At 72.0% G+C, this 20342-nt stretch carries 18 protein-coding genes; 6 read left to right on the top strand and 12 right to left on the bottom strand.

Annotated features, from left to right (window positions below):
* Positions 1-46 precede the first annotated feature (46 nt).
* Positions 47-1240 (top strand): pyridoxal phosphate-dependent aminotransferase, encoded by a 1194-nt coding sequence (locus tag AB0J93_RS05875; protein ID WP_363918504.1) that lies wholly within the window; start codon positions 47-49, stop codon positions 1238-1240.
* 11 nt (positions 1241-1251) lie between these two features.
* Here the strand turns inward: AB0J93_RS05875 and AB0J93_RS05870 are convergent, their stop codons facing one another.
* The 8 genes from AB0J93_RS05870 to AB0J93_RS05835 form a co-directional block, all read right to left on the bottom strand.
* A complete protein-coding gene (locus AB0J93_RS05870; RefSeq protein ID WP_363918502.1) occupies positions 1252-2334 on the bottom strand; it encodes a hypothetical protein in 1083 nt (360 codons plus the stop codon).
* A gap of 125 nt (positions 2335-2459) precedes the next feature.
* On the bottom strand, positions 2460-3812 hold the full coding sequence (gene glmM, locus AB0J93_RS05865) for a phosphoglucosamine mutase (protein ID WP_363918500.1): 1353 nt from the start codon (positions 3810-3812) through the stop codon (positions 2460-2462).
* Between the two features lie 131 nt (positions 3813-3943).
* On the bottom strand, positions 3944-4408 hold the full coding sequence (gene rpsI, locus AB0J93_RS05860; protein WP_018784602.1) for a 30S ribosomal protein S9: 465 nt from the start codon (positions 4406-4408) through the stop codon (positions 3944-3946).
* A 20-nt stretch (positions 4409-4428) separates the two neighbouring features.
* A complete protein-coding gene (gene rplM / locus AB0J93_RS05855) occupies positions 4429-4872 on the bottom strand; it encodes a 50S ribosomal protein L13 (protein WP_093411456.1) in 444 nt (147 codons plus the stop codon).
* A gap of 210 nt (positions 4873-5082) precedes the next feature.
* Entirely contained in the window at positions 5083-6450 is a 1368-nt protein-coding gene (locus tag AB0J93_RS05850; RefSeq protein WP_363918497.1) for a nitrate/nitrite transporter, read from the bottom strand.
* 108 nt (positions 6451-6558) lie between these two features.
* Positions 6559-6864: a type II toxin-antitoxin system PemK/MazF family toxin gene (locus AB0J93_RS05845; RefSeq protein ID WP_363918495.1), complete on the bottom strand. Its 306-nt coding sequence runs from the start codon at positions 6862-6864 to the stop codon at positions 6559-6561.
* The gene (locus AB0J93_RS05840; RefSeq protein ID WP_155214581.1) at positions 6842-7099 is read right to left on the bottom strand and encodes a hypothetical protein; all 258 of its coding nucleotides are present in this window, start codon (positions 7097-7099) and stop codon (positions 6842-6844) included. Before AB0J93_RS05840 ends, AB0J93_RS05845 begins: the two co-directional genes overlap by 23 nt.
* A 136-nt stretch (positions 7100-7235) precedes the next feature.
* Positions 7236-7934, bottom strand: a complete 699-nt coding sequence (locus AB0J93_RS05835; protein ID WP_363918493.1) for a class I SAM-dependent methyltransferase — start codon at positions 7932-7934, stop codon at positions 7236-7238.
* A 147-nt stretch (positions 7935-8081) separates the two neighbouring features.
* On the opposite strand from AB0J93_RS05835, the gene AB0J93_RS05830 reads away from it, so the two are divergent.
* The 5 genes from AB0J93_RS05830 to AB0J93_RS05810 are packed head-to-tail and all read left to right on the top strand — an operon-like array spanning position 8082 to position 15643.
* Positions 8082-10250 (top strand): molybdopterin oxidoreductase family protein, encoded by a 2169-nt coding sequence (locus AB0J93_RS05830; protein ID WP_363918491.1) that lies wholly within the window; start codon positions 8082-8084, stop codon positions 10248-10250.
* Positions 10247-11692 (top strand): FAD-dependent oxidoreductase, encoded by a 1446-nt coding sequence (locus AB0J93_RS05825; RefSeq protein WP_363918489.1) that lies wholly within the window; start codon positions 10247-10249, stop codon positions 11690-11692. The genes AB0J93_RS05830 and AB0J93_RS05825 overlap by 4 nt, the downstream gene beginning before the upstream one ends.
* Entirely contained in the window at positions 11689-14211 is a 2523-nt protein-coding gene (nirB, locus tag AB0J93_RS05820; protein ID WP_363918487.1) for a nitrite reductase large subunit NirB, read from the top strand. The genes AB0J93_RS05825 and nirB overlap by 4 nt, the downstream gene beginning before the upstream one ends.
* Positions 14208-14555: a nitrite reductase small subunit NirD gene (gene nirD / locus AB0J93_RS05815; RefSeq protein ID WP_363918485.1), complete on the top strand. Its 348-nt coding sequence runs from the start codon at positions 14208-14210 to the stop codon at positions 14553-14555. Before nirB ends, nirD begins: the two co-directional genes overlap by 4 nt.
* Positions 14555-15643: a uroporphyrinogen-III synthase gene (locus AB0J93_RS05810; protein ID WP_363918483.1), complete on the top strand. Its 1089-nt coding sequence runs from the start codon at positions 14555-14557 to the stop codon at positions 15641-15643. The genes nirD and AB0J93_RS05810 overlap by 1 nt, the downstream gene beginning before the upstream one ends.
* A 181-nt stretch (positions 15644-15824) precedes the next feature.
* Here the strand turns inward: AB0J93_RS05810 and AB0J93_RS05805 are convergent, their stop codons facing one another.
* The 4 genes from AB0J93_RS05805 to AB0J93_RS05790 are packed head-to-tail and all read right to left on the bottom strand — an operon-like array spanning position 15825 to position 20333.
* Positions 15825-16448, bottom strand: coding sequence for an ATP/GTP-binding protein (locus AB0J93_RS05805; RefSeq protein WP_363918481.1), 624 nt, complete (start codon positions 16446-16448; stop codon positions 15825-15827).
* A complete protein-coding gene (locus AB0J93_RS05800; RefSeq protein ID WP_099849651.1) occupies positions 16429-16791 on the bottom strand; it encodes a DUF742 domain-containing protein in 363 nt (120 codons plus the stop codon). Before AB0J93_RS05800 ends, AB0J93_RS05805 begins: the two co-directional genes overlap by 20 nt.
* A gap of 42 nt (positions 16792-16833) precedes the next feature.
* Positions 16834-17241 carry a roadblock/LC7 domain-containing protein gene (locus AB0J93_RS05795; protein WP_099849649.1) on the bottom strand — a complete coding sequence of 136 codons (408 nt, stop codon included), beginning with the start codon at positions 17239-17241 and terminating at the stop codon, positions 16834-16836.
* On the bottom strand, positions 17238-20333 hold the full coding sequence (locus AB0J93_RS05790; RefSeq protein ID WP_363918478.1) for a sensor histidine kinase: 3096 nt from the start codon (positions 20331-20333) through the stop codon (positions 17238-17240). Before AB0J93_RS05790 ends, AB0J93_RS05795 begins: the two co-directional genes overlap by 4 nt.
* Positions 20334-20342: the final 9 nt, after the last annotated feature.

Below are 20342 nucleotides of genomic sequence, written 5' to 3'. Positions count from 1 at the left end.
TCCGGTGGCGGGCCGGCCGGCAGATCGCACCCGTACCCTGACGGGCGTGATGAGCAGCGATGTCGATCCGCTGGTGGCCCGGATGCGCCCGTTCGGGACGACGATCTTCGCCGAGATGTCCGCCCTCGCGGTGCGTACCGGCGCAGTGAACCTCGGGCAGGGCTTCCCGGACACCGACGGCCCGCCCGAGATGCTCACCGCCGCGGCGGAGGCCCTGGCCGCCGGTCGCAACCAGTACCCACCCGGCCCCGGCGTCCCCGAACTACGGGCGGCCGTGGCGGCACACCAGCGCCGCTTCTGGGGGCTGGAGTACGACCCGGACGGCGAGGTGGTGGTCACCGCCGGAGCCACCGAGGCCATCGCCGCAGCCATCCTCGCCCTCTGCGAACCCGGCGACGAGGTGGTCTGCTTCGAGCCCTACTACGACTCGTACGCCGCCTCGATCGCCCTGGCCGGCGCGATCCGGCGACCGGTGACGCTCCGCCCCGACGCCGACGGGCGGTACGTCTTCGACCCGGCGGAGCTGCGGGCCGCGTTCGGTGCGCGTACCCGGCTGGTGCTGCTGAACTCGCCGCACAACCCGACCGGCAAGGTGTTCACCCCGGACGAGCTGGCCCTGGTCGCGCAGCTGTGCCAGGAGCACGACACGTACGCGGTCACCGACGAGGTGTACGAGCACCTGGCCTTCACCGACGCCGTCAGCGGGCACGTGCCGCTGGCCACGCTGCCCGGGATGCGCGAGCGCACCCTGCGGATCTCCTCGGCCGGCAAGACCTTCTCCTGCACCGGCTGGAAGGTGGGCTGGGCCAGCGGGCCGGCAGCGCTGGTGTCCGCGGTGCTGCGGGTCAAACAGTTCCTCACCTACGTCAACGCCGGGCCCCTGCAACCGGCGGTGGCGGTGGCACTCGCGCTGCCCGACGACTACTTCACCACCTTCCGGGCCGAGCTGCAGGTCCGCCGTGACCAACTGGTCCGCGGGCTGACCGCCGCCGGGTTCGAGGTGCTCAACCCGGAGGGCACCTACTTCGTCACCGCCGACGTCACCGCCCTCGGCGGCACCGATGGGGTCGACTTCTGCCGCACACTGCCCGAGCGGTCCGGCGTGGTGGCGGTACCCACCCAGGTCTTCTACGACGACCCCGGGGCCGGTCGGCGGTTGATCCGGTTCGCCTTCTGCAAACGCCAGGAGGTGCTGGCCGAGGCGGTGACCCGGCTGCGCCGGCTGCCCGGGCTCCGGTGACCGACCCGGCGTCAGCTCGGGGTGTGGGCAGTCCCGGTGTCGGCCGGCGTCACGTCGACCGGTGACCGCGCGGCCCGGGCCCGTCGCCGCGCCGCCGACCAGGCCAGCACCATCGCCGCGAGGAAGAGCGCGGGTGCGAGCTGAGCGAACTCGGCTGCCGGACGGATGTCGTCGGTGACCGCGAGGAAGCGGGCACGCTCGGCCGCGTCCTGCCATTCCTCAGGGTTCAGACCGAGGTAATCGTGCGCGAGGACGAGCGCGAAGGCCGCCGGCACCGTCACCAGTAGCAGCGGCAACCGGCCCCGGGTCGACCGGCGCAGCGCGGCCCACCAGGTCAGGGCGGCGAGCGCCAGCGTGCCGACCATGGTGAGCACCGATGCGGTACCGAAGGTGGGCCACCAGACGTTGCGCCGGTCCAGTTCGTTCGCGGTCGCGCCGTACACGGTCAACCAGGGCAGAGCCAGGCCGGCGAGCAGCGCCAAGGTGCCGGCCGCAGCCACGACGATCCGGCCGGAACCCGGCCACCAACTGGTAAGCACCACAGCGGCGAGAGCTGCCACGACGAGCACCGCGAACGTCAGACCAGGGCTTTCGTAGCCGAACCAGATGGACCCGTAGTCCCGATCCAGGACGGGCGCCACCTGGCGCACGACCTCAGCCCAGCGGGCGGCGCCCTCGTCCGGCGCCGACGAGAGGTGATAAGCGGCACCGGCCAGGATCGTCGACGTGGCCAGCAGGGCGGCACCCGCCGCGACGGCGGCGGCTCGTCCCGCGTACCCGGGCAGCACCACCGAGGCCAACGTCAGCAGCACCAGCGGCACCACCAGGAGCAGATAGGCCCATCCCCACCCGTCGATCTCCGTCACGCTGAGCCCGACTTTCGAATCCTGGTAGAGGAGCGAGCCGGCTCTGCTGCCCAGCACCTCGATGGTCACCTCGGACCACGGTGTCGCAATGGAGCCGACGACCAGCCCCACGACGACCACGATCATGAGCAGGCGACCCCAGCGGGCCCCGATCCAGCTCTGCGGTGCGCTGGGCGGAGCCTCGGCCAGCGGATGGCCGAGGGAACCAGGAGAACCTGGGTGGGACACAGTCACCCCCGTGAGATGTGGCGTCCGCCCGTGCGGCGGCCGGCGGTCATCGTCCCACGGCACGCTACACAGTAGGGGGAGGCCCGTCCGGCCACGGTGGAGCCGATCACCACCTGCGGTCCGGGTCAGGCCGGGCTGGCGGTGCGGACGTGGGCGGCGATGCGCTCGGCGATGTCGCGGGCCGTCGGCTCGGTGGCGGCCTCGACCATCACCCGGACCAGCGGCTCGGTGCCCGACGGGCGCAGCAGCACCCGGCCGGTCTCGCCCAGCTCGGCCTCGGCCCGCTCGACCTCGGCGCGTACCGCCGGTGCGGCGGCACCGACGGTGCGGTCACCGACCGGCACGTTGATCAGCACCTGGGGAAGCTTGGTGACCACGCTGGCGAGGTCCGCCAGGGAGCGACCGGTGGCCGCCATCCGGGCCATCAGGTGCAACCCGGTGAGGACGCCGTCACCAGTGGTCGCGTACGCCGGCATCACGATGTGCCCGCTCTGTTCGCCGCCGAGGGCGAGCCCGGAGGCGCGCAGTTCCTCAAGCACGTACCGGTCGCCGACCTTGGTCTCGACCAGCCGGATGCCCGCCGCGGACATGGCCAGGCGCAGACCGAGGTTGCTCATCACGGTGGCGACCAGGGTGTCCCCGGTCAGCGTGCCGGCATCCCGCATGGCCAGCGCCAGGATCGCCATCACCTGGTCGCCGTCCACCTCGTCGCCGTCGGCGGTCACGGCCACGCACCGGTCGGCGTCACCGTCGTGCGCGATGCCGAGCTGTGCCCCGTGCTGCACCACCGCCTGGCGCAGCGCCTCGATGTGGTTGGAGCCGCACTCGTCGTTGATGTTGAGCCCGTCCGGCTCGGCGTTGATCGCGATGACCTCGGCACCGGCCTCCCGGTAGACGGCCGGGGCCACCTCGGCGGCGGCGCCGTTGGCGCAGTCGACCACGACCTTGATCCCGTCGAGGCGGTGCGCCGCCGTTCCGGCGACGTGCTGCACGTAGTGGTTCGCGCCGTCGAGCAGGTCGTGCACCCGGCCCACTCCCGCGCCGACCGGGCGCTTCCAGGCGGTGGTGGCGTTGGCCTCGATCGCCGCCTCGATCCGCATCTCGATCTCGTCGGGCAGCTTGTGCCCACCGGCCGCGAACAGCTTGATGCCGTTGTCCGGCATCGGGTTGTGCGAGGCCGACAGCATCACTCCGAGATCCGCCTTGGCCTCCGCGGTGAGGAACGCCACCGCCGGAGTGGGCAGCACACCCACCCGGATCACCGTCGCGCCCGCGCTGGTCAGCCCGGCCACCACGGCAGCCTCAAGCATCTCGCCGCTGGCCCGGGTGTCCCGACCAACCACGGCCAGTGGGGCGCGGCCACGGTCCGACTCGGCGAGGGTGTGGGCGGCCGCGACGGCCACCGAGAGCGCCAACTCCGGGGTGAGATCGGCGTTCGCCCGCCCGCGTACGCCGTCCGTGCCGAACAACCGGCCCATACCCACCAACCTCCGATGAACTGCCGATACAGGAAAAAGCCTTGTCGTGAGGCGACGAAACGGCCGGCCCACCTCCCTGCCGAGGGGAGGCGGACCGGCCGTCCGTCAGAAGTACAAGGTGCGGCTGGAGGTCAGCGCTTCGAGTACTGGGGAGCCTTACGGGCCTTCTTGAGGCCGTACTTCTTGCTCTCCTTGACCCGGGCGTCCCGGGTCAGGAAGCCGGCCTTCTTCAGGGCCGGACGGTCGTCGGGCTCGCTGACGATCAGCGCCCGGGCGATGGCCAGCCGCAGCGCACCGGCCTGGCCGGTGGTGCCGCCGCCGCGCAGGTTGGCGATGACGTCGAACGCCTCGGGCTTCTCGGCGGTCACCAGCGGATCCTTGATCAGCTGCTGGTGCACCTTGCTCGGGAAGTACGCCTCCAGGTCACGCCCGTTGCAGGTGATCTTGCCGGTGCCCGGCACGATGCGCACCCGGACGATGGCCTCCTTGCGCCGACCCACGGTCTGGATCGGGCGGTCACCACGAGGCGCGCGCGCGACGGGCGCCGGCGCCTCGGTGGCCTCAGGGGCGACCTCGGTGGCGGTGATGTCGGTCATGCTGCTTCCTTCGCCCGCGCTCACTGCGCGATCTGCTTGATCTCGAACGGCACCGGCTGCTGCGCGCCGTGCGGGTGCTCGGCACCGGCGTAGACCTTCAGCTTCTTGATGAGCTGACGGCCGAGCTTGTTGTGCGGGAGCATCCCCTTCACCGCCAGCTCGATGGCCCGCTCGGGACGCTTGGCCAGCAACTCCTCGTAGCCGACCTGCTTCAGGCCACCCGGGTAACCGGAGTGCCGGTAAGCGATCTTCTGCTGGCGCTTGTTGCCGGTCAGCGCTACCTTGCCCGCGTTCACGACGACGACGAAGTCGCCCGTGTCGACGTGCGGCGCGAAAGTCGGCTTGTGCTTGCCCCGCAGCAGCGTGGCGGCGTGGGTGGCCAGGCGGCCCAGCACGACATCAGAGGCGTCGATGACGTGCCACTGACGCTCGATCTCACCCGGCTTCGGGCTGTACGTACGCACAGGTCTACCTTGTCTCGTCGTCGGTCTGGGGTAGCGCGCCGAGGTGACCAGGACATCCCAGCCGGACCAGCGCGCACGAACGACCAAGCGTACCTCAAGCGGCACGCCCACAGATGTCGTACAACAGCAGGCAACGATACCCGCAGCCCCGCCGGCCGGTCAAAACGGGGTCCGGCCGGCGGGGGCGGACGGGGGCCGACATGACGGTTGTCACACCCCGGCGCGGGCCATCCGACTGCCGGGACGCAGGTACGCCGCCCAGGTGACCACCAGCAGCACCAGGAAGAACCCCACGTAGAAGCGCAACGCCGGCTGGATGCCCCCGTAGGTCGACCGGGCCCAGGCGTAACAGATCGGCACCAGGAAACCACCGAAGGCACCGACCGCAGAGATGATGCCCAGCGCGCCCGCGGCCTGTCGGCGCATCGCCAGCATCACCTCCGGGGCACCGCCCTGCTCCTCACCCTTGATCTGGAAGATTCTGCTGATCATCCGGTAGGTCGAACCGTTGCCGACGCCGGTGGCCACGAAGAGCAGCAGGAAGGCCACGAAGAACAGGCCCAGGCTGCGTTGCTCGACCGACCAGAGCGCGCCCAGGGCACCGACCGCCATCAGCACGAAGCTGGCCACCGTGACCCGGGCCCCACCGACGAGGTCGGACAGGCGGCCACCGAACGGCCGGCAGAGCGAGCCCACTCCCGCGCCGAGGAACGCCCAGGCCAGCGCGACGTCCGGCCGGCCGAACACCGAGTTGAGCAGGGTGGGAAAGGCCGCCGAGTAGCCGATGAACGAGCCGAAGGTGCCGATGTACAGCAGCGACATGATCCAGGTGTCGCGGTGCCGCAGCGACGACCAGACCGGCCGCACGTCGGCCTTCGCCTCGACCAGGTTGTCCATGAACAGGTACGCGCAGACGGCGGCGATCACCGCCAGCGGGATGTACATCAGACCGGCCCGGGCCAACGCGAGCCCGCCGCCCAGCACGATCACCTGGGGCACCACGAACTGCACGACGGCCACCCCGATGTTGCCGCCGGCCGCATTGAGCCCCAACGCCCATCCCTTCTCCCGCTCCGGATAGAAGAAGGAGATGTTGGCCATGCTGGAGGCGAAGTTGCCGCCGCCGAATCCTGCCGTTGCGGCGATCAGCAGCAACGACACGAAGCCGATCTCCGGGTGCTCGACCGCCCAGGCCAGTCCGGCGCAGGGCACGATCAGCAGCAGCGCGGAGATGACGGTCCAGTTGCGGCCACCGAAGACCGGCACGGCGAAGGTGTACGGCAGTCGCAGCAGGGCGCCGACTCCGCTGGGCACGGCGGTCAACCAGAGCGCCTGGCTGGTGGTGAGCTGCCAACCGGAGTCGCCGAGCCGGACGACGACGATGCTCCAGAGCAGCCACACCGAGAAGCCGATGTGCTCGGCGAAGATCGACCAGATGAGGTTGCGCCGGGCGACGCCGCGGCCGGTCCGCTGCCAGAAGGCCGGATCCTCCGGTGCCCAGTGCCCGATCCACCGACCTGGTCGGCGATCCAGGCTTTCCTCTTCGATTACCGTCGGCTGTTCGCTCGTGGTGGTCATGCCCGCAGAAGCTAGGCAGCCGCCGTTACCGCGGCGTTCGCCGTTCGGGTCGGCCGGGCAACGGGGATCGCACCACTGGTCGACGACGGCGGTGAGGAGCGCGTCGGCTCAGAGTTGCTGAAGGATGCGCAACGCCCGGTCCACCCGCCGCATCGTCTCCGCGTCGGCGACGTCCACGCACTCGGTGAACCACTTCTTCATCGGCGAGGAGATCCGGTCGGGCATCACCACCCGGTCTCCCATCGAAACCGCAAGTGGCGAGTCGCGCAGCAGCGCCGCCTCCACCACCTCGGCCACGATCACGATGGGCACCGCCGTGGAGTTGTAGACATCTGAACTGATCACCAGGCCGAGGCGTTCCCGGGCTCCTTCGATCCGCCAGACCTCGCCCCTACGCAGCACGCGGCGGACCACCGAAGAGCAGATCGTCGACCATGCCGACCTCCTGGGCGTCGGCAAGCGAGGCGGACTCCAGATCCAGCCCGGCCCGCCCGACCGCGGCGGCGTGCGCGGCGAAGACCTCGCGCAGCGCCTTCTCCCGGGCCGCCTGGTCCATCCAGGCGGAGAGCGAGAGCCCCTCCCGCTTGGCGAACCGCCGGGCATCCGCGATCGTCTCGTCGGCGAACGACAGAGTCACCTTGGCTGTCATACCGGCAGACTACCCGCGAGTATGACTCCCAGTCATCCCCGAAGTACCCCTCGCCCGCCGGGTCACCGCAGCCGACAGCCCGAACTCTCCCCTGTCTGCGCTGTCGAGCTGATGGCGCGGACGAACCGTCGACGGTTCAGCCCGGCGCGTGGCCGCCGATAACGGCGAAGCGCCATGCCTTGAAGAAGCAGTCCACGTCATCCAGGCCCGCCTCGGTCAGCCAACGGCACTGCTCCGAGACCGACGCGGGGCGGTCGTAGGTCATCCGTTGCTCGGCGGCGGCGATCTCGGCGGCGTCGGAGCCGAGCGCCGCGACCTGGGCCAGCCAGACGTCGTGGTAACGCCGGTCCAGCTCCGGGGTCGGGCCGGCCACCTGTTCGGCATTGACGAGGACTCCACCGGGCACCAGCGACCCGGCCGCCCGCCGGTAGAGGTCACGCTTGGCGGAGTCGTCCAGGTGGTGAATGGCCAGCGCGCTGACCACGGCGTCGTACCGCCCGACGGGCAGCGGGTCAGCCAGGTCGGCCACCACCACCCGGTGCGCGACGTCTCGACCGGCCAACTGCTCGGCGGCGACGGCAAGCATCTGCGGCGCGGCGTCCACAAGGGTCAGCCGCACGCCGGGCACGGCGGCGGAGAGCAGCGCCGACAGCAGACCGGTCCCGGCGCCGAGATCGAGCACCTCGGGCGTACGCCCGGCCGCCAGGGCGGCTCGCAACGGTGGCGCCGCCACCTCGACGGCTGTGGTGTAGAACGCGTCGAAGCAGGGCACAAGCCTGCGCCGGGCGGCGTCGTAGCTACCCGCCACCGCGTCGAACGCCCCGGCCACGCTCATGACAGCCTCCCAGATAACAGGATTCTCGTTCCACATCGTAGACCTCGCGAGCCCGCTCCCAGCCGCAGTGCGGTGTGAGGGGCTCTTGACAGGACCGAAACAAACGGGACGCGGCCCGGAAACTGCCCAACGGCACGCTTTGCCGACATGACAGACGGTGCACGGCCGGCGACGCGCCCGGGGCAGGAGCCCCGGGAGGTGGCGACCCACTGCCCGTACTGCGCCCTCCAGTGCGGGATGGTCCTGCGCGAGGAGGAGGACGCGGTGAGCGTGCTGCCTCGTCAGTTTCCCACCAACCGGGGCGGCCTCTGCCAGAAGGGCTGGACCTCGACGGAACTGCTCAGCCACCCGGAACGGTTGACCAGTCCCCTGCTGCGTGACCCGACCACCGGGGAGCTGCGCCCGGCCAGTTGGGACGCCGCGCTGGATCGGATCACCGCCGGCCTTCGCGACGTGCAGGAGCAGCACGGCCGCGACGCGGTCGCGGTCTTCGGCGGGGGCGGGCTCACAAACGAGAAGGCGTACGCGCTGGGCCGGTTCGCCCGGGTGGCACTGGGCACCCGACACATCGACTACAACGGACGGTTCTGCATGTCCTCGGCCGCGGCCGCCGGCATGCGCGCCTTCGGCGTGGACCGGGGTCTGCCGTTCCCGCTGTCCGACCTGGGTCGGGCGGACACCCTGCTGCTGGTCGGCGCGAACCCGGCGGAGACCATGCCGCCACTGGTGCGCTGGCTGACCGAGCAACGGGAGCGGGGCGGCAAGCTGATCGTGGTCGACCCACGGGTGACCGCCACCACCCGGCAGGCCGATCTGCACCTGCAACCGCTGCCCGGCACCGACCTGGCGGTGGCCAGCGCACTGCTGCACATCGCCCTGACCGAGGGGTACGTCGACGGTGACTACGTCGCCACCCGTACCACCGGATTCACCGGCGTGCGACGCACCGTGGCCGGCTGGTGGCCCGCGCGCGCCGAGGCGCTCTCCGGCGTGCCCGTGGCCGATCTGGAGGAGACCGCGCGAGCCCTCGGCACCGCCGAACGGGCGATCATCCTCACCGCACGCGGCGCGGAACAGCACGCCAAGGGCGTCGACACCGTCACCGGCTTCGTCAACCTCGCCCTCGCGCTCGGTCTGCCCGGTCGCCCCGGCTCCGGATACGGCTGCCTGACCGGGCAGGGCAACGGGCAGGGTGGCCGGGAGCACGGGCAGAAGGCCGACCAACTCCCCGGGTACCGCAAGATCGACGATCTGGAGGCCCGGGCCCACGTCGCGCGGGTCTGGGGGGTGCCGGCCGACGAGTTGCCCGGTCCGGGCGTGCCGGCGTACCAACTGCTCGACTCGCTCGGCACCGACCAGGGGCCACGGGCGCTGCTGGTGTTCGGCTCGAACCCGGTGGTCTCCGCACCCCGCGCCGCCCGGGTCGAGGGCCGCCTGCGCGACCTGGACCTGCTGGTCGTCGCCGACTTCCTGCTCTCCGAAACGGCGGCGCTGGCCGATGTGGTATTGCCCACCGCCCAATGGGCCGAGGAGGACGGCACGATGACCAACCTGGAAGGGCGGGTGCTGCGCCGCCGGGCGCTACGTCCGCCCCCGGCGGGCGTCCGCACCGACCTGGAGATCCTGGCCGCCCTCTCCGCCCGGATGCGGGGCGCACCTCCGCTCCGCCCGGTGCCGGAAAACGGCACCGACCCGACAGCGGGCGCACGGCCGAGTGAGGCGGAGGCGGCAGACCCGCGCCTGGTCTTCGCCGAGTTGCGCCGGGCCTCGGCCGGCGGCATCGCCGACTACGCCGGGATCAGCTGGGACCGGATCGACGCCGCGGACGGCGTCTTCTGGCCGTGTCCCGACGACGAAGGGCCCGACTCCCCCCGACTCTTCACCGAGCGCTTCGCCACACCCGACGGGCTGGCCCGGTTCCATCCGGTGGAGCATCGACCGGCAGCCGAGGAGGTCTGCGCCGACTACCCGCTGCACTTCACCACCGGCCGGGTACTCGCCCAGTACCAGTCCGGCACCCAGACGCGCCGGGTGGCCGCGCTGCGTCGGGCCGCCCCCGAGGCGTTCGTGGAGCTGCATCCGGACCTCGCCGAGCGGCTGGGCGTCGCCGACGGCGAGCCGGTACGGGTGCTCTCGCGGCGCGGCGAGTTTCAGGCACCGGCCCGGCTGAGCCCGGGCATCCGGCCGGACACCGTCTTCGCGCCGTTCCACTGGGGTGGGCCGGCACGAGCGAACTCCGTCACCAACGACGCCGTCGACCCGGTCTCCGGGATGCCGGAGTTCAAGATCTGCGCGGTACGGGTGGAGAAGGCATGACCGGGCGCAGCGAGCGGGTCGTGGTGGTCGGCAACGGGATGGCCGGTGCCCGGGTGGCGGCGGAACTGCACGCCCGTGGCGAGGACCTTAAGGTCACCGTGCTCGGCGCGGAACCGCATCCCGCGTACAACCGGATCATGTTGTCCACCCTGCTCACCGGCAAGATCGGCGAGTCGGACGTGGAGCTGGCGGAGGTCGCCGGGCGCGGCGTCGACCTGCGTACCGGGGTGACGGTGAGCGCGATCGACCGCGCCGCCGGGCTGGTACGCACCGACGACGGCGACCGGATCCGCTACGACCACCTGGTCCTCGCCACCGGCAGCCGGGCGGTGGTGCCCGCCCTGCCCGGGCTCGACCCGGAGCACCTCCCGGAGCGGGTGATCCCGTTCCGCACGCTTGACGACTGCCGGCGCATCCTCGCCCTCGCGGGTACCGCCCGGCGCGCCCTGGTGCTCGGCGGCGGGCTGCTCGGCCTGGAGGCGGCCCGGGGGCTGGCTCTGCGCGGGCTCGACGTGGGCGTGGTGCACCGGGTGCCGTACCTCATGGACCGTCAGCTCGACCCGGCTGCCGGTGCCATGCTCGCCGGTACGCTCGCCGATCTCGGCGTGACCACCCACCTGGCGGTGGAGCCGACCGCGGTACACGCCGACGCCGCGGGGGTGCGGCTGGAGCTGTCCGACGGTCGGTCGCTCGACGCCGACCTGCTGGTGCTCGCCTGCGGCGTACGCCCCGACACCGCCCTCGCCGCGGCCGCCGGCCTGACCGTGGAGCGGGGCGTGCTGGTCGACGACCGGCTGCGCACCAGCGACCAGCGGATCTCCGCGATCGGCGACTGCGCCCAGCACGACGGCACGCTCACCGGGCTGGTGGCACCGGCCTGGGCACAGGCGCGGGTGGTGGCCCAGGTGGTGACCGGGCAGGACCCGCAGGCCCGGTACCGGCCGCGACCGATGGTCACCCGGCTCAAGGCGGCCGGCATCGATCTCGCCGCGATGGGTGACCCGACGGCCGGCCCCGGGGAGGAGTTGACCTTCGCCGACCCGACCCGGGGCACCTATGCCTGGCTGCGCATCCACGACGAACGGTTGGCCGCCGCGATCCTGCTCGGCGACAACCCCTCGGTCGGCACGGTGATCCAGCTTTTCGACCGCGGCCACCCGGTGCCCACCGACCGGCGGGCGCTGCTGCTCGGCCGGGCGGTCGGCGGGGCGGTCGCGGCACCGGCCGCGTCACCGGCGCTGATGCCGGACGCGGCCACGGTCTGCCAGTGCAACACGGTGAGCAAGGGCGCCCTCGTGCACTGCTGGCGGGACGGAGCCCGCACGGTCGACGCCGTGGTCGCGGGGACCCGGGCCGGCACCGGCTGCGGCAGCTGCCGCGACGCGGTCGCCGGCATCGTCGACTGGTTGTCCAGAACTGATCCCGTGGAGGTGGGGCGATGACCGGCGGCAACGTGGTCGTCATCGGCAACGGCATGGTAGGCCAGCGGTTCGTGGACGCGCTGCGGGCCCGCGACCCACAGGGGCGGTGGCGGGTCACGGTGCTCGCCGAGGAGAGCCGGCCGGCGTACGACCGGGTGCGGCTCTCGGCGTACTTCGACGGTGCCGACGAGGAGGACCTGAACCTGCACACCCCGCACGACGGGGTGCAGTTGCGCCTCGGCGAGTCGGCCACCGGCGTGGACCGGAGCCGCCGGGTGGTGACCACGACGTCCGGCGAGCACCCGTACGACGTCCTGGTGTTCGCGACCGGGTCGTACCCGTTCGTGCCACCGGTGCCGGGAGCGGACCTGACCGGCGTCTTCGTCTATCGGACCCTGGACGATCTCGCCGCCATCCGCCGGTACGCGAAGGACCGCCGCACCGGTGCGGTGATCGGGGGCGGGCTGCTCGGCCTGGAGGCGGCGAACGCGCTGCGCCTGCTCGGGCTGACCACAAGCGTGGTGGAGTTCGCCCCGCGACTGATGCCGGTGCAGGTGGACACCGCCGGTGGCGCGATGCTCCGGCGCTACGTCGAGGACCTGGACGTGTCCTGCCACCTGGGCGTGGCGACGACCGCGCTGCGGCCCGGCGCGGACGGGGCGGTGGCCGCGCTGGAACTCGCCGACGGCGCGGTGCTCGACGCCGACCTGGTGGTGGTGGCCGCCGGCATCCGACCCCGCGACGAACTGGCCCGGACGGCCGGACTCGACATCGGTCCACGTGGCGGCGTCCTTGTCGACGCCGCCTGCCGGACCACCGACGAGCGGATCTACGCGGTCGGCGAGTGCGCGGCGGTCGACGGCACCTGCTACGGCCTGGTCGCCCCCGGCTACGCGATGGCCGAGGTGGTGGCCGACCGACTGGTCGGCGGCGCGGCCACCTTCCCCGGTGCGGACACCGCCACCAAGCTCAAGCTGCTCGGTGTCGACGTCGCCTCGTTCGGCGACGCGCACGGTGCGACACCGGGCTGCCTGGACGTCACCTGGACCGACCCGGCCGCCCGGGTGTACGCCAAACTGGTCCTCTCCGACGACGCTTCCACGCTGCTCGGCGGGGTACTGGTCGGCGACGCCAGCGCGTACCCGACGCTGCGCGCCAGCGTCGGCGGGCCGCTGCCGGCCGCACCGCTGGCCCTGCTGGCCGGCGACGACGCGGTGGGAGCCACGGCCGGCGCCCTGCCGGCGACCGCCCAGGTCTGCTCCTGCAACGCGGTGACCCGGGCGCACATCGACACGGCGATCACGGACGGCTGCGGCGACGTGGCCTCCCTGAAGGCGTGCACCCGGGCCGGGACGAGCTGCGGCTCCTGTGTACCGATGCTGAAGCAACTGCTCGACGCGGCCGGCGTCGTCCAGTCGAAGGCGCTGTGCGAGCACTTCGACGTCAGCCGGCAGGAGCTGTTCGACATCGTCCGGGTACGCGGCATCAGGACGTTCTCCCGGCTGATCGCCGAGCACGGTCGGGGGCAGGGCTGCGACATCTGCAAACCGGTCGTCGCCTCGATCCTCGCCTCGCTCGGCAACGGTCACATCCTCGACGGCGAACAGGCTTCGTTGCAGGACACCAACGACCACTTCCTGGCCAACCTGCAACGTGACGGCAGCTACTCGGTGGTGCCCCGGATCCCGGGCGGCGAGATCACCCCGGAGAAGCTGATCGTCATCGGCGAGGTGGCCCGCGACTTCAACCTCTACACCAAGATCACCGGCGGGCAGCGGATCGACCTGTTCGGCGCCCGGGTCGACCAGCTACCGCAGATCTGGCGCCGGCTGGTGGACGCCGGGTTCGAGTCCGGGCACGCGTACGGCAAGGCGCTGCGCACGGTGAAGTCCTGTGTCGGCTCCACCTGGTGCCGCTACGGAGTGCAGGACTCAGTCGGCCTGGCCGTCGCGCTGGAGCTGCGTTACCGGGGACTCCGCGCCCCACACAAGATCAAATCCGCGGTCTCCGGCTGCGCCCGGGAATGCGCCGAGGCCCGCAGCAAGGATTTCGGTGTGATCGCCACGGAAACCGGATGGAACCTCTACGTCGGCGGCAACGGCGGCTTCCGGCCACGGCACGCCGATCTGTTCGCCACCGACCTGTCCACCGAAGCGCTGGTCACGCTTATCGACAGGTTCCTGATGTACTACATCCGTACCGCCGACCGGCTGCAACGCACCGCCGCCTGGATCGAGGCGATGGACGGGGGCCTGGACCACCTCCGGGCGGTGATCGTGGACGATTCGCTCGGCCTCTGCGAAGAACTGGACGCCGCGATGGCCCGGCACGTCATGTCGTACTCGGACGAGTGGCGCGACGTCCTGGCCGACGCGGACCGACTGCGCCGGTTCACCTCGTTCGTCAACGCGCCGGAGGTTCCCGACCCGTCGATCACCTTCGTCACCGAACGCGGACAGCCGGTGCCCGTCGGTGGGCATCCGTCCGGCCCACAGGGCCGTCAACCGGTCGCGCTCGGCCTGCCGGAGGTGCGTCGATGACCGCCGCGACGGTACTGAGCTGGGTCACCGTCTGCCCGCTGGAGCACCTGGACCGGGACCGGGGCGTCGCCGCCCTCGTCGCCGGGGTGCAGGTGGCGATCTTCCGGACCACGGACGGGCTGTACGCGATCGACAACCTCGACCCGGTCTCCGGGGCGTACGTGCTCTCCCGCGGCATCGTGGGCAGCCGAGGTGAGGTGCCGACGGTCGCGTCGCCGCTGCACAAGCAGGTGTACGACCTGCGCACGGGGGACTGTCTCGACCTGCCGGGCGTTTCGGTCGCTCGGCACCAGATCCGTTGCCACAACGGCATGGTCGAGGTGCGGCTGCGACAGGAGGGCTGATGCGCGAGGAACTGGCCGGCTTCACCATCGGGGTGACCGCCGACCGGCGGCGGGACGAACTCGCCGCGCTGCTCCAACGGCGGGGCGCCCGGGTGGTGCTCGCTCCCGCCCTGCGGATCGTGCCGCTCGCGGACGACACCGAGCTACGCGAGGCCACTCGAGCCTGCCTGGAACGGCCGCCCGACATCCTGATGGCCAACACCGGCATCGGGATGCGCGGTTGGCTGGAGGCGGCCGAGGGTTGGGGGCTCGCCGAGCCGCTGCGCGGGGTCCTCGGTGACGCGTACGTGGTGGCCCGGGGCCCCAAGGCCCGTGGGGCGATCCGCGCGGCCGGACTGTTCGACCAGTGGTCGCCCGCCTCGGAGAGCTGCGACGAGGTGGTCGATCACCTGCGTCAGCGGGGCGTGTCCGGTCAGGTGATCGCCATGCAGCTGCACGGCGAACGGCAGCCGGAGTGCACCCGTGCGCTGGAGGAGGCCGGTGCCACGGTCATCGAGATCCCGGTCTACCGCTGGGCCCCGCCGACCGACCCCGCGCCGCTGCACCGCCTGGTCGACCTGGTGGCGGGGCGGCTGGTCGACGCGGTCACCTTCACCTCGGCACCGGCGGTGGAGGCGCTACTGCGGGCCTCCGGCGACCGCACGGACGCGGTGCTGGACGCGCTGCGCAGTGACGTGCTGGCCAGTTGCGTCGGGCAGGTCACCGCCGAGCCGCTGATCCGACGCGGGGTGCCGGTCAGCGCGCCGAGCCGGGCCCGCCTCGGCGCGCTGGTTCGCACCATCGTCGACGAACTGCCCCGCCGTACGGTGACCATCAAGGTCGCCGGGCACCTGCTCACCCTGCGCGGCCACGCCGCGGTGGTCGACGGCGAGCTGCGTCCGCTGGCCCCGGCGCCGATGGCGGTGCTGCGGGCGCTGGCGCAGACGCCGGGCCGGGTGCTGTCGCGTACCGCCCTGTTGCGGACGTTGCCGCGCGGCGCCGACGAGCACGCGGTGGAGATGGCGGTGGCCCGGCTGCGGGCCGGCCTGAAGGCTCCACGCGTCGTGCAGACGGTGGTCAAACGCGGCTACCGCCTCCGCGTCGACTGAGCGGCACGCCACCCGCTCGCGTCGACTGAGCGGCACGCCACCCGCTCGCGTCGATTGAGCGGCACGCCACCCGCTCGCGTCGATTGAGCGGCACGCCACCCGCTCGCGTCGATTGAGCGGCACGCCATCCGCCGGCCCGGTTGCGGCCGGGCCGGCGGATGGCGCCGAAGACTCAGCGGGCCTATCCGACCGGAGTAGGGAAACCCCGGTCGTGCTCGGCCTGGAGTCGCGCCATGGCGTGCTCGACGACGGTCACCAGGACCCGTTTGACCGACTCGCGCTCCCGAGCGTCGGTCATCACCAACGGCACGTCCGGCGAGATGGCCAGGGCCTCGCGGACCTCGTCCAGTTCGTACTGCGGCGCACCGTCGAACCGGTTGAGCGCGACCACGTACGGCAGGTTGCGGTTCTCGAAGTAGTCAAGCGGGGCGAACGCGTCGGTGATCCGGCGGGTGTCCACCAGCACCGCGGCGCCCACCGCGCCTCGGATGATCTCGTCCCACATGAACCAGAACCGGGTCTGCCCAGGCGTACCGAAGAGGTACAGGATCAGATCCTGTGCCATGGTGATCCGGCCGAAGTCCATGGCGACCGTGGTGGTCTCCTTGCCCGGCACCTTGGACGGGTCGTCGATGCCGACTCCGGCCGAGGTCATCACCGCCTCGGTGGTCAGCGGTGTGATCTCGGAGATCGCACCGACAAGCGTGGTCTTGCCGACACCGAAGCCACCCGCGACGACGATCTTCGCGGAGATGATTCCCCGGCTCTGGCGGGCCCCGGCGGGGTCATAGCTCGCGAAGTCCACTCAGCACCCTTCCCAGCATTTCCATCCGCTCCTCGTAACCTGTGGCGGGAGCGGCCGTCTGTAGCGTCAACAGGCCCTCGGCCACCATGTCGGCGACCAGCACCCGGGCGACACCCAGCGGTAACCGGGTGTACGCGGCGATTTCCGCCAGCGACTCGGGCCGGCCCTCGCAGACCATGGCGATGCGATGCTTGTCGTGCCCGGCGAAACGTGATTCGGCGATCTGGGTGGGACTGGCCACCAGCACCGCCTCCAGGGCGATGTCCTGCAACGGCTCGGTCCGGCCCCGGGTGACCGCGTACGGCCGAACCAGCGCACCCCGTGGGTCACGCTGCCGATCCATCCGCGATCACCTCCTCTGCCCTCCGCCGGTCCGGTGCACCCGTTACGACCGCACCGCGTCCCGGGGCAGCGGTACCAGCGCCGCACCGACCCGTTCCACAAGCAGCGCCATTTCGTAGCCCACCTGACCGACGTCGCAGCTACGCGCCGCGAGCACCGCCATCGACGATCCGTCGCTGATGGACATCAGGAACAGGTAGCCACTGTCCATTTCGATCACTGTCTGCAACACCCCGCCGGCACTGAACATCCGGGCGGCGCCCTCGGTCAGGCTCACCACGCCGGAGGTGATCGCGGCGAGCTGGTCCGCCCGGTCCGTCGGCAGGTCCCGGGAGGAGGCGAGCAGCAGCCCGTCCGCGGACACCGCCACCACGTGGGCGATACCTGCCACGCTGTCGGCGAAGTTGCTGAGCAGCCAACCCATGTCCTGTATGGCCGCTGGCCTGTTCATCGGCTCGTCTCCTTGGTCGAGGTGCTGTTCTGACTGGCTCCGGCCGTCCGACCACGTTGGACGCCTCGGTGATACGCCGACAGCAGACCGCGTACTTCGTCTGGGGTCCGGCGGCCGTGCTCACGCCCGCCGCGAGGCTCGATGCCACCCGGCACGAGTTGCGCCTGGGGCACCCGCTTGGGCAGCCCCGACCGGGTCGTACCGGCGGGGGTGGGCTCGGCCGCCCGGCTGGCCCGTGACCAGCCCTCGTCGGCCGCTGTCCGCCAGGCGTCGTCCTCCGGGTGGCCGGTTTCGGGCCGGGCGGACGGCGGTGGCGCGGACGGCGGTGGCGGCGCGGGCTGGGTCGGCGGCGCGCTCGGCGCCGGACCGGCCGTGCTGACGGACGAGGAAGTGTACGACGGTGGCGGCGCGGGTGTCGCGGCGGCGGCCGCACCCGGCGTGCGGGTTGGCAACGGACTCCGTCCCCTGGTCGGCTCGACAGGAGGCGCCGGTGGGCTGGCGGCCGCCTGCGGGGGCGGCTCGTCGAACTGTGGCCGGCTGAAGATCGTGGTGACGTCGTTGCCGTGCGACCGGAACCAGACCGCCTCCATCTCCCGGAAGATCGGCGCCTCGGAGGACTGCTCGGGTGGCACGGTGATCGGACGCGTCGGGGGTGGTGCGGTGGCGGCCAGACTGGCGCCCAGACCACGGAACCCGGAGCCGTCGAAATCTCCGCCACCGGGCTGCTGGCCAGCGGCCGGGGCGAAATTGGTCGGCGCGGCGACCCCCGCACCCGCGACCGGCCCCACCGGCAGGCCGGACGCTGCGGACTGACTGTGGTCGCCGAGACCCCGGTTCGGCAGCGGATCGAGGGTGGGTTGCGCGACCGTCGGCGTGCCCGCGTTGAATCCGTTGAAGGCCGGCGGCGGCGTACGGGCCGGTGGCGGGTCGGCGGGGGCCGCCTCCGTCGCCGGCCAGGGCGGGGCGGAGGAAGTGCCGTTGTGCCACCGGTCGACCAGGGTCGCGGTGTTGCCGCGACCCGTGCCGCCGGCCGAATCACCGAGACCGACCGACGCCAGCGGGGTCTGCTCGACCGCGAGCGGCTGCCGGGGTCGGGTGATCGCCTGGTCGCGACCGCGCAGGCTGGGCAGCACCACGGTGGCGGCGGGCAGGGTGACCTGCGCGACGGTGCCGCCCTCGACGTTGCGGCGCAACTCGACCCGGATGCCGTAGCGGGCTGCCAGTCGGCTGACCACCGCCAGGCCCATCAGGCGGAACGCCGCGACGTCGACGGCGGATGGTGCGGCGAGCCGCCGGTTGAGTGCGTCCAACTGCTCGTCGGAGAGGCCGAGACCGCGGTCCTCGATCTGAATGAGCACGTAGTCCCGGATGCGTCGCCCGTCGGCCACCACCGTGGTGTTGGGCGGCGAGAAGCGGGTGGCGTTGTCGAGCAGCTCGGCCACCAGCCGCACCACGTCGTTGACCGCGTGGGCCGCCACGGACACGTCGGTGTCGACCGTGCCGAACTCGATCCGGTTGTAGAGCTCCACCTCGGACTGCGCGGCCCGCAGCACGTCCACCAGCAGGGCGTCGTCGCGACGCGGCACGGCCGAGTCCGCGCCGGCCAGCACGAGCAGGTTCTCGTCGTTGCGGCGCATTCGGGTCGCGAGGTGGTCGAGCTCGAAGAGCTGTGCGAGCCGCTTCGGATCCTCCTCGCCGCGCTCGATCGCGTCCAGTTCGCCGATCATGCGGTCGACCAGGGTCTGACTGCGTCGGGCCAGGTTCAGGAACATCGCCGAGACGCTGGTCCGCAGGGCCGCCTGTTCGGCCGCGACCCGGACCGCCTCCCGGTGTACGACGTTGAAGGCCGAGGCGACCTGCCCCACCTCGTCGCGGTTGCTGAGCTGGATCGGGTCGCGTACCTCGCGGACGATCTCGTCGACGCTGCCGTCGCTGACGTTGCCCATCCCCTGTAGCCGACGCACCGCCTCCGGCAGGTCGTGGTTCGCCACGGAGAGCGCGCCCTCCCGCAGCCGGCGCAGGGAGTGGTTCAGCGAGCGGGCCAGCACCACGGCCAGGGTCACCGCGATGATCAGGGTGAGCAGCACCAGCGTGGTCTCGACGACGGCCTGCCGGAGGACGTCGGAGCGGGCCTGTTCGGCCTGGGCGAGCAGGCGGCTCTGCAGCTCGATCTCGGCCCACCGCATCAGCTCGTTGACCGCGCCGATCGCTGCCGTGGCTTCCTGTGCGGTGAACGGCGCACGCTGGTTGACCGACCGGCTGATGTCGGTGGCGATCCGGTCGGCCAGCACCACCGCGTCACCGGAAACGGTGCTCTCGACCAAGGCACGCTGCACCGGGTCGGCGGCGAGCGAGAAGGCGACCAGCGCCTCCTGCTGTCCGGTGAGGGTGGCCACGAAGGCGGAGAACTGCTCGTTGTCCAGCCGGCCGCCACTGAGTGCCGTGAAGGTGACCGCTTCCTCCTCGGCGACGGCTGCCTTCGCCCGGGCGAAGGCAGCGACCGCCCGGCGACTGTCACCGAGTTCCTCGTCGCCGGGCAACTGGGCCAGCCCGTCGCCGTAGGCGACCAGGTCGTTGAGGACCACCCCGTAGCGCAGCGCCGCCTCGGCGACCTCCATCTGCTCCCGGGCGAGCACCTCCTGCCGGGTGCCGTCGAGGGTGTCCAGGTGCGCGTCGATGGCTGCGAGCCGGTCGCGGACCGCCGCCGGTGCGTCGCCGACCCGGTCCCGCTCCGCGCGGTACTCGTCGATCCGCTGCTGGGTCTCGCGGACCCGCAGGTTGTACGCGTCGGCCCGCTGTTGCGGTGCGGCGAGGTAGGCCGCCGCCGCCATCCGTTCGGCGTGCAGGTCGTTCGTCAGCGCGGAGACATCGATGGACAGCGCCGTGAGTGCGCGGGACTGACTCGCGTCGTAGGCACCCTCACCGACGGAGACCAGGCGGACCGTGGCAAGCGCGATGACCGCCGCCACGGGAACGACCAGAATCAGCGCCAGCTTGGACCGGATCCGCGCGTCGCGCAGCCGGGGCAGCCAACCGCTGTTTTTCTGCGCGGCGTCACCACGGGCGGGCAGGGTCGTCGGTCCGGTGCTCACGACATCGCC

This window comes from Micromonospora sp. NPDC049374 (assembly GCF_040677165.1).
Taxonomy (GTDB): Bacteria; Actinomycetota; Actinomycetes; order Mycobacteriales; family Micromonosporaceae; genus Micromonospora.
This window is presented reverse-complemented; position numbering and strand designations above follow the sequence as displayed.

What these genes read in the sequence shown, in the direction of transcription:
- AB0J93_RS05835 (WP_363918493.1), bottom strand. Translation starts at nt 7,934, where the DNA reads ATGAGCGTGGCCGGGGCGTTCGACGCGGTGGCGGGTAGCTACGACGCC.
- nirD (WP_363918485.1), top strand. Translation starts at nt 14,208, where the DNA reads ATGACCGCCGCGACGGTACTGAGCTGGGTCACCGTCTGCCCGCTGGAG.
- AB0J93_RS05795 (WP_099849649.1), bottom strand. Translation starts at nt 17,241, where the DNA reads ATGAACAGGCCAGCGGCCATACAGGACATGGGTTGGCTGCTCAGCAAC.
- glmM (WP_363918500.1), bottom strand. Translation starts at nt 3,812, where the DNA reads ATGGGCCGGTTGTTCGGCACGGACGGCGTACGCGGGCGGGCGAACGCC.
- AB0J93_RS05810 (WP_363918483.1), top strand. Translation starts at nt 14,555, where the DNA reads ATGCGCGAGGAACTGGCCGGCTTCACCATCGGGGTGACCGCCGACCGG.
- AB0J93_RS05850 (WP_363918497.1), bottom strand. Translation starts at nt 6,450, where the DNA reads ATGACCACCACGAGCGAACAGCCGACGGTAATCGAAGAGGAAAGCCTG.
- AB0J93_RS05825 (WP_363918489.1), top strand. Translation starts at nt 10,247, where the DNA reads ATGACCGGGCGCAGCGAGCGGGTCGTGGTGGTCGGCAACGGGATGGCC.
- AB0J93_RS05840 (WP_155214581.1), bottom strand. Translation starts at nt 7,099, where the DNA reads ATGACAGCCAAGGTGACTCTGTCGTTCGCCGACGAGACGATCGCGGAT.
- AB0J93_RS05830 (WP_363918491.1), top strand. Translation starts at nt 8,082, where the DNA reads ATGACAGACGGTGCACGGCCGGCGACGCGCCCGGGGCAGGAGCCCCGG.
- nirB (WP_363918487.1), top strand. Translation starts at nt 11,689, where the DNA reads ATGACCGGCGGCAACGTGGTCGTCATCGGCAACGGCATGGTAGGCCAG.
- rpsI (WP_018784602.1), bottom strand. Translation starts at nt 4,408, where the DNA reads ATGACCGACATCACCGCCACCGAGGTCGCCCCTGAGGCCACCGAGGCG.
- AB0J93_RS05800 (WP_099849651.1), bottom strand. Translation starts at nt 16,791, where the DNA reads ATGGATCGGCAGCGTGACCCACGGGGTGCGCTGGTTCGGCCGTACGCG.